Here is a 13,485-nt window from a genome sequence, read left to right as displayed (position 1 = left end):
GACTTTTTCCCCCAGTAAATTCAAGTGCCTACTTATTGCCCGCTACAGGTATGGCGTGCGTCTGCCGCTAACATCCCGGCTAAAAAAATGCGACAATGCGCGGCAGTTGAACACATGGTGAGTGGAGAACGATGTCTGCCAAAATCATAGATGGAAAACAGGTTGCGCAAACGATTCGCAGCCAGGTCGCGGCGCAAGTCCAACAGCGGTTGGCGGCAGGGAAACGGGCTCCAGGGCTGGCAGTCATTCTGGTGGGGGCGGATCCCGCCTCTCAGGTTTATGTCGGCAGCAAACGTCGGGCGTGCGAGGAGGTGGGTTTTCTCTCCCGCTCCTATGATCTGAGTGCAACCGCCAGTCAGGAAGAGCTGCTGGCGCTGATCGACCAGTTGAATGCGGATAGCCACGTAGATGGCATTCTGGTTCAGCTGCCGTTGCCGGATCACTTTGATACCACTCAGGTGTTGGAGCGGATCCAGCCTGACAAGGATGTAGATGGATTCCACCCGTATAACGTCGGCCGTCTGGCCCAACGTATTCCGGCGCTGCGTCCCTGCACCCCGAAAGGGATCATGACGCTGATTGAGACTACGGGTGTTAAAACCCATGGTTTGCACGCCGTTGTGGTCGGTGCTTCCAATATCGTCGGGCGTCCCATGACCCTCGAATTGCTGTTGGCCGGCTGCACGACCACGACCTGTCACCGTTTTACCCGGGATCTGGAGGATCAGGTTCGCCGTGCAGATTTGCTGGTAGTGGCGGTCGGCAAACCCAATTTTATTCCCGGAGAGTGGATCAAGCCGGGGGCGCTGGTTATCGATGTGGGTATAAACCGTCTGGCGGATGGTTCGCTGGCCGGGGACGTGGAGTTTGAAACGGCGCGCAGTCATGCTTCATTCATCACCCCGGTTCCCGGTGGTGTTGGCCCCATGACGGTGGCCAGTCTGATGGAAAATACTCTGATAGCCTGTAATGAGTACCATGACTAAAGCGTGACAATGGTGCGTGCGTGGCTAATGCCAGGCGAGTCACATAAATGAAAATAAAAAACCGGTTGCTCAGAGAGGAACCGGTTTTTTATTTATCCAACGGGTGTTATTTACATATTTTGTGCTTCGTTTGGCACAATTACAGAGGCGTGATTTCCTTTCGGCCCCTGTTGCAGTTCAAAATTGACGGCCTGACCCGCTTTCAGGGTCTTGTAGCCCTCCATTTGAATCGTGGAGTAGTGAGCGAAGATATCCTCACCGCCCCCTTCCGGACAGATAAACCCAAATCCTTTTGCGTTGTTAAACCACTTAACTGTTCCGGTTGCCATACTTCTACATCCTTTTATTGATTACCCAGAAGTCGTTGAGTAACCTGCGCCAGCCCTTTATAACTAGGGACAAGAGCCCATAGCAGACGGGCACAGATTAGCAAGTAACCAATCTAGTCTAACTTTTGAGCGAGTCAAGAAGTTGTTAACAGCTGATGTGATCTGGTTAACAAGTCTATTGACAACCTTGTGTTAGACGGTAGTAATCTAGAGGTACCAAAGCGCGATTATGAGCAAGCAGAAAGAACTCTTTGCTAATGAAGAGATTGCAGAAGCAGAGAAAACAAAGCTGCAGCCGCCACCCATGTATAAAGTTGTGTTGAACAATGATGACTACACGCCTATGGAGTTTGTGGTGGAGGTGCTGCAAAAGTTCTTTGGTATGGATTTGGACAAGGCGACTCAGGTCATGCTGAGTGTGCATTATAGTGGTAAGGGTGTCTGCGGCATGTTTACCGCAGAGATCGCCGAAACCAAGGTTGTCCAAGTCAACACCTATGCACGTAACAACGAACATCCACTGCTCTGTACTATGGAAAAGGCTTGAATCTGATGACTTGATGGCGAGTGTGACACCACATTGTAGCTGTACTAGGGGAGGTGCCTATGTTGAATAAAGATCTGGAAAAGACGCTGAACGAGGCTTTCAAACTGGCCCGTGACGAGCGCCACGAATTCATGACCGTCGAGCACCTGTTGTTAGCCCTTCTGGATAACAGTTCAGCCCATGAGGCGCTGAGCTCCTGTGGTGCCGATGTCGAGCAGATGCGCAAGGAGATCCGCGCATTCATCACCCAAACTACTCCGCTCATACCGCGCGATGATGAAGATCGTGAAACCCAGCCGACACTGGGCTTCCAGCGCGTGTTGCAGCGTGCCGTCTTCCATGTGCAATCCTCCGGCAATACCGAAGTCAGCGGCGCCAACGTGCTGGTCGCTATCTTCAGTGAGCAGGAGTCACAAGCTGCCTATTTCCTGAAAAAAGCCGAGATCAGCCGTCTCGACGTCGTCAATTTCCTCTCCCACGGAGTGCGCAAGGACAGCAAGCCTGATCTCGGCAGCAATAACAATCCCGAGTCTGATGATGATGTCTCGGCCGCACAGATTGAGAGCTTTGCCACCAACCTGAACCAGCTGGTGCTGGAAGGGCGTATCGATCCGCTCATCGGCCGTGATCAGGAGCTCAATCGTACCATTCAGGTGCTCTGCCGCCGTCGCAAGAACAACCCGTTGCTGGTGGGCGAAGCGGGCGTGGGGAAAACCGCCATTGCCGAAGGGCTGGCCTATCGCATCGTCAAGGGTGATGTCCCCGAGGTGATTGCGGGCAGTACCATCTATTCGCTGGATATGGGTTCTCTGCTGGCGGGCACCAAATACCGTGGTGATTTCGAGAAGCGCCTCAAGGTTCTGCTCAAGCAGATTGAGCGTCAGGAAGGGGCGATCCTCTTTATCGACGAGATCCATACCATCATCGGTGCCGGTGCTGCTTCCGGTGGTCAGCTGGATGCGGCCAACCTGATCAAGCCGCTGCTCTCCAATGGTTTGCTCCGCTGTGTCGGCTCCACTACCTATCAGGAGTACGCACAGATTTTCGAGAAAGACCGTGCACTAGCCCGTCGCTTCCAGAAGATCGATATTGTCGAGCCAACTATCGATGACACGACCCGTATCCTGATGGGGCTCAAGAGCCGCTACGAGGCTCACCATGGAGTACGTTACACCGTCAAGGCAATCCGTGCCGCGGTGGAGTTATCCGCCAAGTACATCAACGATCGTCACTTGCCAGATAAGGCGATTGATGTGATTGATGAGGCAGGGGCTGGCCAGCGATTGTTGCCGGCGAGCAAGCGCAAGAAAGTGATCAATGTGCAGGAGATAGAAACCATCGTTGCCAAGATTGCCCGTATTCCGGAAAAATCGGTCTCCTCCTCCGATAAAGAGGTGCTTAAGAATCTGGAGCGCAACCTCAAGATGGTGGTCTTTGGTCAGGACAAGGCCATTGAGGTGCTGACGGATGCTATTCGCCTCTCGCGCTCAGGTTTAGGTAACGAGCGTCGCCCGGTAGGTTGTTTCCTCTTCGCCGGCCCGACCGGGGTGGGCAAGACCGAGGTTACTCAACAGCTCGGCAAGGCGTTGGGAGTCGAGGTGTTGCGCTTTGATATGTCCGAGTACATGGAACGCCACACCGTTTCTCGCCTGATCGGGGCACCTCCCGGTTATGTTGGCTTTGAACAGGGCGGTTTGCTGACTGATTCGGTGATCAAGCATCCTCATTCGGTGGTGTTGCTCGACGAGATTGAGAAGGCACATCCGGATGTGTTCAACCTGCTGTTGCAGGTGATGGACAACGGTACCTTGACCGATAACAACGGGCGCAAGGCGGATTTCCGTAACGTCATCTTGGTGATGACTACCAACGCCGGTGTGCAGGAGACCCAGCGTAAATCGATTGGCTTCCAGCAACAGGATTTGAGCCACGATGCCATGGCGGTGATCAACAAGACCTTCAGCCCGGAGTTTCGTAACAGGCTTGATCACACCATCTGGTTCAACCATCTCGATATGACGGTTATCCATCAGGTTGTCGACAAGTTCATTGTCGAGTTGCAGGTTCAACTGGATGCTAAAGGGGTTTCTCTCGAGGTGTCCGAGCGTGCTCGCCACTGGTTGGCAGAGAAGGGATATGACAGAGCCATGGGCGCCAGACCGATGGGTCGGGTGATCCAGGAGCACCTCAAGAAACCCCTGGCCAACGAGATCCTGTTCGGTTCACTGGTTGACGGGGGAATTGTGAAGGTTGAGTTGGTAAATGACAGCCTCAGCTTTGATTTTCAGGTCAATGTTGAAGCTGTTTCCCACTAAGCGTCAGCGATCAGAAAACGACAAAAAACCCCAACCGAAAGGTTGGGGTTTTTTGCTGAATTCCTGGCTTAGCGAGAGCGGAAAACAATACGTCCCTTGGAGAGATCGTAGGGAGTCAGTGCTACCGTTACTTTGTCTCCAGTCAGGATACGAATGTAGTTTTTGCGCATCTTGCCTGAAATATGAGCGATAACCACGTGACCATTCTCCAGTTCCACACGGAACATGGTATTGGGCAGGGTTTCGAGAATAGTGCCCTGCATCTCAATACTGTCTTCTTTAGCCATTGAATCCTCTTGATAAGCCACAACAAAAAACCGCTGGATCATGCCGGATTTAAGGCTATGTGTAAAGTTTACTCGGGCTTGCTATCGATATTTTTCCATTCTCCATGGATGAGAACCTCGTGAGGGAGGTAATTGCGCTTGTAATTCATCTTGCGGCACTCCTCTACCAGATAGCCGAGATAGAGCCAGCTTCGTCCGGTACGCCTGGCCAGATCAAGTTGGCTCAATATGGCAAAGGTCCCCAGAGAGCGGTCGGCATAATCGGGGTCAAAAAAGGTATACATGGCGCTGAGTGAGTGGGGTAGCAGGTCTGTGGTGGCCACCCCGATAAGTCGACCCTCTTTGCGCATCTCCAGATAGAGCGGCGGCATCCAGTCACAATGGAGAAACCCGCGATACTGGCTGCGGTTGGGGGGATACATGCTGCCATCCTGATGACGCTCGCGAATATAGCGTTCATACAACGCATAATATTCGGGCTTGTCATCGTAGCTCAGGACGATGTCGATATCCCTATTGAGCTGGCGGATGCGTTTTTGTCCCCGGCTAGGTTTGAAGTGTTCGCTGTGAATGCGCAGGGATTGACAGGCATGACAGGCGGGGCAGTGGGGACGATAAATGTCGTTGCCACTGCGGCGAAATCCGGCGGTCAGCAGGCGTTCGTAACCGTGGGCATTGAGCAGGTTGTGATCCATCAGAACCAGCAACTGCTCCTGCTCATGATCCAGATAACTGCAGGGATGCTTGGGGGTTAGCCCAACCTTGAGGATCACTTCTTCGGTCATAAGCGGATCTCTCCCTCTTGCCAGCATGAATCCAATAGCGATTGGCGGCTCAGTTGCGCCAGTTCGGCCAGAAAGCGCGCTCTTGGCCACTCCTCAATGCCCAGCGTGGCCAGAAACGGATTCTGCATCTGGCAATCGACAAGAGCACCTCCGTGCCGGGCAAAGTGGCGACAGAGCGCAACCATGGCCAGTTTGGCACCGTTATCGATGCGGCTGAACATGGATTCACCGCAAAACAGTCGGCCGATAGAGAGGCCATATAGTCCCGCTTGCAGCTCTCCCTCCTGCCAGATCTCGATAGAGTGAGCATGACCCAGCCGGTGCAACTGCTGGTAGGCCTCGATCATGGGTTGGCTGATCCAGGTGCCATCGGCAGTGCGACGAGGGGCGGCGCAGGCGGTAATGACTTCATTAAAGGCGCGATTGACGGAAATATCGAATGGGATACGGCGGATAATCTTCTGCAAGGTGCGCCCCACATGCAGCTGATCGGGGCGGATTACACCGCGCGGGTCAGGTGACCACCACAGGGTCGGCTGGTGGGGTTCGTTCCACGGGAAGATCCCCTTGTGGTAAGCTGCCAGCAATCTGGCAGGGGAGAGATCCCCGCCGATCGCCAGCAGCCCGTTGGGCTCTTCCAGGGCATGCGAGGGGTCGGGAAACCAGCAGCGCTCATCATCCAGTTGAGTGAGATAGCGAGACATATAAGGCAACGAGGTTCGTAGATGAAGGCCATTATCCTGATAGTATCCAGCTTGCTCTGCTTTGTCACTGTGCCCGCCGGGGCCGAGGTTTACCAGCGCAACACTGCTCGCCCGGTCAATCAGGTGGTGTTTGGCCAGGTCGAAACGGTGCGCAATATTACCCAGCGCCAGATCCTGGAGTCGGAGCATTCCGGCTGGAAGACGCTGGGTGGTGCAGTGTTGGGCGGTTTGCTTGGCAACCAGTTTGGTGGCGGCCATGGCCGTGAAATAGCCACCGCCGTTGGGGCGCTTGCCGGGGCCGCTGCGGCGCAGCAGTATCAGTCAGGCGACACGGTAGTGGAGAACAAGCTGGTGGAGCTGCTTATTCGCAACGAGCAAAATGCCCTTATCAACGTGATCCAGGATTATGATCCCGCCATGGTCTTTGCCAATGGGGACAAGGTGCGCATTCTCTATTTCGATGATGGGGTGCGGGTCGACAAGACTTACTGACTTTCGATAGTCATGATGATGGGGGATTGTGGCAGGAAAGAAACCCGCAGACTCTCTTGCTGGAAAGTCTGTCGGGCGGTAATACACGGGACTGATGCCCTGAGGATTCAGATAGCTGTCTCTTGAGAGACTATCTTGTCGCGACCGGTGTTCTTTGCCTGATAGAGCAGCCGATCCGCTACGCTCAGCGCCTCGTCCATGGATATCCGCCCGACGCTGATCACGCCGTAACTGGCGCGAACGAAGAGCGGAGTTTCCGGTGACAAGGGTTGCTGGCGCAGCTGCTGACGCAGCCCTTCAAGACGCTTGATCAACACGGGGACGGTACAGTGGGGTACCATCATGGCAAATTCCTCTCCGCCAAACCGTGCGATCATGGCATCGGGGAAGAACTGGGTCAGCTGGCGGGTCAGATGGCAGAGCAGCTGATCGCCGATGGCATGGCCCCAGTGATCGTTGACCTGCTTGAAGTGATCCACATCGAGCACACAGAGTGCGAGAGGCGTCTGCTGATGCAGATGTTCTTCAAACCATTTTTGCCCTTCATTGAACCAGTAGCGACGGTTGTAAAGACCGGTCAGATAGTCACGATTGGCTGACTCCTGAATGCTGTTGAACTGCTCGAGCGCCTCCAGATTGTGGCTGACCCGACACTGCAGCTCTTCCGGCTCGAAAGGCTGGTTGAGAAAGTCGTTGGCGCCCTGCTTGAGGTAGCGAGCAGAGAGACCGCGTTTGTCCGAGACCGAGATCCCGATAATCGCCAGCTGCTGCTTGCTGTAACGCTCTCTCAGCATGCGCACCAGACTGATGCCATCAATATCCGGCATGTAGTAGTCGACCAGTGCCAGCCGGATGCCCGGGTGTTGCTCCAGTATCGCCATCGCTTCACTGGCATGACTTGCCTCATGCACCTGCAACAGCTGTTTGCGCAACTGAGCCATGGTGCGGTGACGGGAGGTGCGTGAATCATCGACCACCAGCACTTCGATGGACTGGTTGAGATAGAGACGGTGCACCAGACTGACGGCATATTGCAGCGAGTGGCGTGAATCCTTCATCACATAGTCCAGCACGCCGGTTTCCAGCCAGGCGGCACGTTTATCCTCACTGATGTCGGCAGTGAGGATCACAACCGGCAATCCGCGAGCCAGCAGCTCGTTGACCGCTTCTCCACGGGGCGCATCCGGCAAGGTCAAGTCCACCAGCGCGACCACATACTCCTCGCCCTGACAGTGACGGGCGCCTTCCAGGGTATCGAAGGCGTCAATCTCGAGGCCAGTTTGCTGGGCAATGGCCTGAGTCAGCATACGCCGAATGGTCAGGCTATCTTCGACAATCAATATCTTCTGTTTCATTAGACTCCTTAAATGAAAAAAGGCATACCGACTGGTATGCCTTATATCACAACTGCGCTTGTTTATTGCGCGTCGAGGTAGCGTTCGGCATCGAGGGCTGCCATGCAGCCGGTACCGGCCGAGGTGATCGCCTGACGGTAGTTGTGGTCGGCCACGTCGCCGGCAGCGAAGACACCTTCAATACTGGTCTGGGTGGCAAAACCGTCGAGACCGCCACGTACCTTCAGATAGCCGTTTTGCATCTCCAGCTGGCCATCGAAGATCTGGGTATTGGGCTGATGGCCGATGGCAATGAAGACGCCCATCAGCGGTAGCTCGCTGGTGCTGTTGTCCTGGGTGTTGCGCAGGCGCACACCAGTGACCCCCATCTGATCGCCCAGCACTTCGTCCAGAGTCTGGTGGGTGTGCAGCACGATGTTGCCGCTTTCGACCTTGTCGTGCAGACGCTTGATCAGTATCTTCTCTGCACGAAACTCGTCGCGGCGGTGGATGAGGTGCACCTTTTTGGCGATGTTGGCCAGATACAAGGCTTCTTCCACGGCGGTGTTGCCGCCGCCGATCACGGCCACTTCCTGATTGCGGTAGAAGAAACCGTCACAGGTGGCACAGGCGGAGACGCCGCGACCCTTGAAGGCCTCTTCGGAGGGCAGGCCCAGATACTTGGCGGAGGCGCCGGTCGCGATGATCAGGGCATCGCAGGTGTATTCGCCGTTGTCGCCCTTGAGGCGGAACGGGCGCTGTGTCAGTTCGACACTGTTGATATGATCAAACAGGATGCGGGTATCGAACTTCTCTGCATGGGCTTTCATGCGTTCCATCAGCGCTGGGCCGGTCAGACCTTCCGGATCACCCGGCCAGTTCTCCACTTCGGTAGTGGTGGTCAGCTGACCCCCTTGCTGCATGCCGGTGATGAGCAGGGGATTGAGGTTGGCGCGGGCGGCGTAGACGGCCGCGGTGTAACCGGCCGGGCCTGACCCTAAGATCAGCAATTTGCTGTGAGTGACTTGGCTCATGATGTCATTTCCGGGATGTGATGAGTTTGCGCGATTGTAGGTAATTCGTGATCCGGGGTCAAAGGCTGGTGAGTCGATTGCACTAATCGTGTTCACAAGGGGTGACATGCAAAATAAAGGGATAAAAAAAACCGCCCATCGCGGGCGGATTTTCACTCATCTTCAGTTGGCGCAGGCCAGCGCAGATCAGTTCAGCAGGGTCAGGGGATCCGTGTAGGCAAGGTCATGTGCCACGGCCACTTCTTTGCAGGTGAGCTTGCCCTCCATCACGTTGAGCCCGTGCAACAGGTGGGGATCGCTCAGCAGTGCCTGGCGATACCCTTGCTGGGCCAGCTTGATGATAAAGGGGAGGGTGGCATTGTTGAGCGCCACGGTCGAGGTGCGGGCAACGGCCCCCGGCATGTTGGCAACGCAGTAGTGCACTACCTCATCGACGATAAATGTCGGATCTTCATGGGTGGTGGCGTGGGAGGTTTCCACACAGCCACCCTGATCGATGGCCACATCGACAATGGCAGAACCCGGCTTCATGCGCGCAATGTGGTCACGGCTGACAAGTTTTGGCGCAGTGGCACCCGGTACCAGCACGCCACCGATGACCAGATCGGCCGCTAGCAGATGGCGTTCCAGTGTTTCGCTATTGGAGTAGACCACCTTGGCGGCCCCCTGAAACTCGTTATCAAGGCGACGCAGGGTATCGACGTTGTTGTCGAGGATGGTCACATCTGCGCGCATACCGATGGCCATGCGCGCTGCATTAGAGCCTACTACGCCACCGCCGATGATCACCACCTTGGCCGGTTCGACACCGGGTACCCCGCCGAGCAACACCCCACTCCCGCCACGCGATTTTTCAAGCGCCTGGGCACCCGCCTGAATAGACATGCGTCCGGCCACTTCTGACATGGGAGCCAGCAGGGGGAGGCCACCACGGCCGTCGGTGACGGTCTCATAGGCGATGCAGATGGCACCGCTTTTCAGCAGGGCTTCGGTCTGGGGCAAATCTGGCGCCAGATGCAGATAGGTGAACAGGGTTTGACCCGGACGCAACATGGCACACTCAACAGGCTGAGGCTCCTTGACCTTGACGATCATCTCGGCTTTGGCGAAAACCTCTGCTGCAGAGGCCAAAATTTCGGCTCCGGCAGCGGTATAATCTGCATCGCTAAAGCCAATGCCGTTTCCGGCACCGCTTTGGACGAAAACAGTATGGTTTCGTGCTGTCAGTTCACGTACACTGGCCGGAACCATGCCTACGCGATACTCATGGTTTTTTATCTCTTTAGGTACACCGATAATCATGCTATCCCTCGTCTATCGATTGGTGGTTTATGTTGCTAAAATGTTAACCGACATTTGCGCCTAGTATATTCAGGTATTGACAGGATTTGTGACCATAATTATAAAATGAATGGTGATTCTTACCAAAAAATAGCCAAAGGATGGAATTAAATGATGGAAGCTAAGAGTCGGCTAAAGGATTTGGACAGGATTGACCGCAACATTCTCAATGAACTGCAAAAGGATGGCAGGATCTCGAATGTTGAGTTGTCCAAACGAGTTGGCCTGAGTCCCACACCGTGTCTGGAACGGGTTCGTCGCCTCGAGCGACAAGGGTATATCGAAGGGTATGCTGCGATTCTGAACCCTCATTATCTGGATGCGTCGCTGCTGGTTTTTGTAGAAATTACCCTCAACCGCGGTGCTCCCGATGTGTTTGAACAGTTCAACAAGGCTGTTCAGGTGCTCGAAGAGATCCAGGAGTGCCATCTGGTCTCGGGTGATTTTGACTATCTGCTCAAGACCCGGGTAAGCGACATGTCAGCTTATCGTCGCTTGCTGGGGGAGACCCTGTTGCGTCTGCCTGGGGTGAATGACACCCGCACCTACGTGGTGATGGAAGAGGTCAAGCAGAGCAGCCGTCTGGTGATCAGTACCCGATAACGCAGATTATGCCGTGGTATCTTTTCCATACGAGACACCATGACTGTCAGAAACGAGCGGCCAGTCCGCTCGTTTCTTCTTGTAAAGAAGAGTGCAAATTTGGCCCCGCCCCAGCAGACACAGGCTGACAATCGATGGGCTTTTCAGGGATACTGGGCCCCCTATTTTCCTGCATTACATGTTTTCAGAAAGGAGCCGGAGTTTGGCCGATAAAAAGCTGTTTACTCCTTTATCAGGTATACAACGGATCTTCGAAGCCGTCTTGATCGCCATCACCCTGATGGCTGCTTATCTTCTGCTCGCCCTGTTGTCCTATCATCCCGCCGATCCCGGCTGGTCCCAGACCTCCTGGCAAGGGGAGGTCAAGAACCTCGCCGGTAGTGCCGGGGCCTGGCTCGCCGATATCACTATGTTTACCTTTGGTGCCTTCTCCTATCTGGTTCCACCACTGGTGGTTCTGCTGGGCTGGAGCCTCTTCTGGCGCCCGAGCCGCCTGCTTGATGTGGATTACCTCACCCTGGGGGTACGGATCATTGGCTTTATCCTGACCGTGCTCGGCATGTCGGCCATTGCCAGCATGAACTTCAACGATATGCAGAACTTCTCCGCCGGAGGTCTGGTGGGGGATGTGATCGCTTCTGCAGTGGTGCCGCTGTTTGGCGGCGTCGGGGCCAACCTGATGCTGCTCTGCTTCGTGGCAACCGGCATCACCCTGTTTACCGGCTGGTCCTGGCTCACCATCGTGGAGCAGATCGGCGCGGCCTGTACCGGTTCGGTCAGCGCTGTTTACCACTTCCCGACCACCCTAGGCCGCTGGCTCACCGGTGGCTGGCGTCAACCCCGCAACGAGGGGCCGGATCCCTTGCTGGAAGGCGGGGTAGGGGCCATCGCGTTTGATGATGAGGAAGATGAGCCGCACACCAGCTGGACTCGCAAGCCCAAGGCCAAGAACCAGAAGGCTGCCGCCGAAGAGTGGCTGCCCGAACTCGACGACGATACCTTCGAGTTCGATCCCCAGTTTGATGATGAGGATGACGAGCCAGCTCCGGCTGCCAAACCGAAACGTGCGGTGGCGGCTGCCAATGGGCGCCGTCAGCCGGTACTGGCTGTGGCCGATGATGATGACGATCTGGATCTGCCCTGGGCCGAAGGGGACGACGAGGTCGCCGCGCCGGTAGCCGTCGCACCAACCAAGCCCAAGCGTCGTCCACAATCTACGCTGCCGCCGTTGCCGAGTATCGAGCTGCTCGACCGTCCACCGGCCAAGACCCAGATGATGAGCAAGGATGAGCTGGAGCGTATGGGCCGTCTGGTGGAAGCCAAACTTGCCGACTACAACGTGCAGGCCAAGGTGGTCGGTGTCTATCCGGGCCCTGTCATCACCCGTTTCGAGCTTGATCTGGCGCCGGGCATGAAGGCGAGCAAGATCACCAATCTCTCGCGCGATCTGGCCCGCTCTCTGTCGGCCAGCAGCGTGCGGGTGGTCGAGGTGATCCCGGGCAAGACCTATGTCGGCATTGAGCTGCCCAACCGGGTGCGCCAGACCGTTTACCTGCGCGAAACCCTCGACTGCGATGCGTTCCGCGATAGCCGCAACCCGCTCACCATGGGCCTGGGTCAGGACATCGCCGGTGAGCCGGTGGTGGTGAACCTGGCCAAGATGCCGCACCTGCTGGTGGCCGGTACTACGGGGTCCGGTAAGTCGGTAGGGGTCAACACCATGATCATCTCGATGCTCTACAAGTCGACGCCGGACGATCTGCGCTTCATCATGATCGACCCCAAGATGCTGGAATTGTCGGTCTACGAAGGGATCCCGCACCTCCTGACCGAGGTAGTGACCGACATGAAGGATGCCGCCAACGCCCTGCGCTGGTGTGTGGGCGAGATGGAGCGTCGCTACAAACTGATGTCGGCGGTCGGGGTGCGCAACCTCAAGGGCTACAACGATAAGGTACTGGCGGCCATCGAGGAGGGGGACCCCCTGCTGGATCCGCTGTGGCGTCCGGGCGACTCCATGGATCAGACGCCGCCTGAGCTGGAGAAGCTGCCCCATATCGTGGTGGTGGTGGACGAGTTTGCCGACATGATGATGATCGTCGGCAAGAAGGTGGAAGAGCTGATTGCCCGTATCGCCCAGAAAGCGCGGGCGGCCGGTATTCACCTTATCCTTGCGACCCAGCGTCCGTCGGTGGATGTCATCACCGGTCTTATCAAGGCCAACATCCCGACCCGTATCTCGTTCCAGGTGTCGAGCAAGATCGACTCCCGTACCATCATCGATCAGGGCGGCGCCGAATCTCTGCTCGGCATGGGCGACATGCTCTACATGCCGGCCGGTACTTCCAACCCGACCCGGGTACACGGCGCCTTTGTCGATGACCACGAGGTACACAAGGTGGTGGCCGACTGGAAACTGCGCGGCGAGCCGAACTACATCGACGAGATCCTTTCGGGCGAATCTGGCGGTGAAGGTGGTAGCGGCGAATATGGCAGTAGTGACGATGAAGAGCTCGACCCCCTGTTTGACGAAGCGGTCGCCTTCGTGGTGGAGTCGCGCCGTGGCTCGACCTCCAGTGTGCAGCGCAAGTTCAAGATTGGTTACAACCGGGCAGCTCGTCTCATCGAGCAGATGGAAAATCAGGGCATTGTGAGCGCCCCGGGTGGCAACGGTCAGCGCGATGTGCTGGCTCCGCCGCCGGTGCGGGACTAAGGCCCACCCTTTTAC

At 56.1% G+C, this 13,485-nt stretch carries 13 protein-coding genes; 6 read left to right on the top strand and 7 right to left on the bottom strand.

All coding sequences use genetic code 11. The features are described from left to right. Nucleotides 1–131 precede the first annotated feature (131 nt). A complete protein-coding gene (gene folD, locus I6L35_RS18260) occupies nt 132–986 on the top strand; it encodes a bifunctional methylenetetrahydrofolate dehydrogenase/methenyltetrahydrofolate cyclohydrolase FolD (RefSeq protein ID WP_216978970.1) in 855 nt (284 codons plus the stop codon). A gap of 110 nt (nt 987–1,096) precedes the next feature. Here the strand turns inward: folD and cspD are convergent, their stop codons facing one another. After that, nucleotides 1,097–1,315: a cold shock-like protein CspD gene (gene cspD, locus I6L35_RS18255; RefSeq protein ID WP_005300025.1), complete on the bottom strand. Its 219-nt coding sequence runs from the start codon at nt 1,313–1,315 to the stop codon at nt 1,097–1,099. A gap of 229 nt (nt 1,316–1,544) precedes the next feature. On the opposite strand from cspD, the gene clpS reads away from it, so the two are divergent. After that, a complete protein-coding gene (clpS, locus tag I6L35_RS18250; RefSeq protein WP_005337111.1) occupies nt 1,545–1,862 on the top strand; it encodes an ATP-dependent Clp protease adapter ClpS in 318 nt (105 codons plus the stop codon). Nucleotides 1,863–1,921: 59 nt separating this feature from the next. Beyond that, entirely contained in the window at nt 1,922–4,177 is a 2,256-nt protein-coding gene (gene clpA / locus I6L35_RS18245; RefSeq protein WP_216978969.1) for an ATP-dependent Clp protease ATP-binding subunit ClpA, read from the top strand. 68 nt (nt 4,178–4,245) lie between these two features. On the opposite strand, the gene infA is transcribed toward clpA, so the two are convergent. From infA to aat, 3 genes are all read right to left on the bottom strand, one after another. Next, entirely contained in the window at nt 4,246–4,464 is a 219-nt protein-coding gene (gene infA, locus I6L35_RS18240; protein ID WP_005300033.1) for a translation initiation factor IF-1, read from the bottom strand. Nucleotides 4,465–4,532: 68 nt separating this feature from the next. After that, nucleotides 4,533–5,249 carry an arginyltransferase gene (locus I6L35_RS18235; protein ID WP_216978968.1) on the bottom strand — a complete coding sequence of 239 codons (717 nt, stop codon included), beginning with the start codon at nt 5,247–5,249 and terminating at the stop codon, nt 4,533–4,535. Beyond that, nucleotides 5,246–5,953, bottom strand: a complete 708-nt coding sequence (gene aat, locus I6L35_RS18230; protein ID WP_216978967.1) for a leucyl/phenylalanyl-tRNA--protein transferase — start codon at nt 5,951–5,953, stop codon at nt 5,246–5,248. Before aat ends, I6L35_RS18235 begins: the two co-directional genes overlap by 4 nt. Before the next feature lie 21 nt (nt 5,954–5,974). Between aat and I6L35_RS18225 the strand changes: the two genes are divergently transcribed. After that, nucleotides 5,975–6,445 (top strand): glycine zipper 2TM domain-containing protein, encoded by a 471-nt coding sequence (locus I6L35_RS18225; protein ID WP_216978966.1) that lies wholly within the window; start codon nt 5,975–5,977, stop codon nt 6,443–6,445. Nucleotides 6,446–6,552: 107 nt separating this feature from the next. Here the strand turns inward: I6L35_RS18225 and I6L35_RS18220 are convergent, their stop codons facing one another. From I6L35_RS18220 to ald, 3 genes are all read right to left on the bottom strand, one after another. Beyond that, entirely contained in the window at nt 6,553–7,800 is a 1,248-nt protein-coding gene (locus I6L35_RS18220) for a diguanylate cyclase (RefSeq protein ID WP_216978965.1), read from the bottom strand. A gap of 62 nt (nt 7,801–7,862) precedes the next feature. Beyond that, nucleotides 7,863–8,813, bottom strand: coding sequence for a thioredoxin-disulfide reductase (trxB, locus tag I6L35_RS18215; protein WP_005346409.1), 951 nt, complete (start codon nt 8,811–8,813; stop codon nt 7,863–7,865). A gap of 186 nt (nt 8,814–8,999) precedes the next feature. Next, nucleotides 9,000–10,115 (bottom strand): alanine dehydrogenase, encoded by a 1,116-nt coding sequence (gene ald / locus I6L35_RS18210; RefSeq protein ID WP_216978964.1) that lies wholly within the window; start codon nt 10,113–10,115, stop codon nt 9,000–9,002. A gap of 150 nt (nt 10,116–10,265) precedes the next feature. On the opposite strand from ald, the gene lrp reads away from it, so the two are divergent. After that, nucleotides 10,266–10,757, top strand: a complete 492-nt coding sequence (lrp, locus tag I6L35_RS18205) for a leucine-responsive transcriptional regulator Lrp (protein WP_005300047.1) — start codon at nt 10,266–10,268, stop codon at nt 10,755–10,757. Between the two features lie 202 nt (nt 10,758–10,959). Next, complete coding sequence (locus tag I6L35_RS18200) at nt 10,960–13,470, top strand: DNA translocase FtsK (protein WP_302056538.1); 2,511 nt, start codon at nt 10,960–10,962, stop codon at nt 13,468–13,470. Nucleotides 13,471–13,485: the final 15 nt, after the last annotated feature.

It is taken from the genome of Aeromonas sp. FDAARGOS 1405 (assembly GCF_019048265.1).
Taxonomy (GTDB): domain Bacteria; phylum Pseudomonadota; class Gammaproteobacteria; order Enterobacterales; family Aeromonadaceae; genus Aeromonas; species Aeromonas veronii_A.
This window is presented reverse-complemented; position numbering and strand designations above follow the sequence as displayed.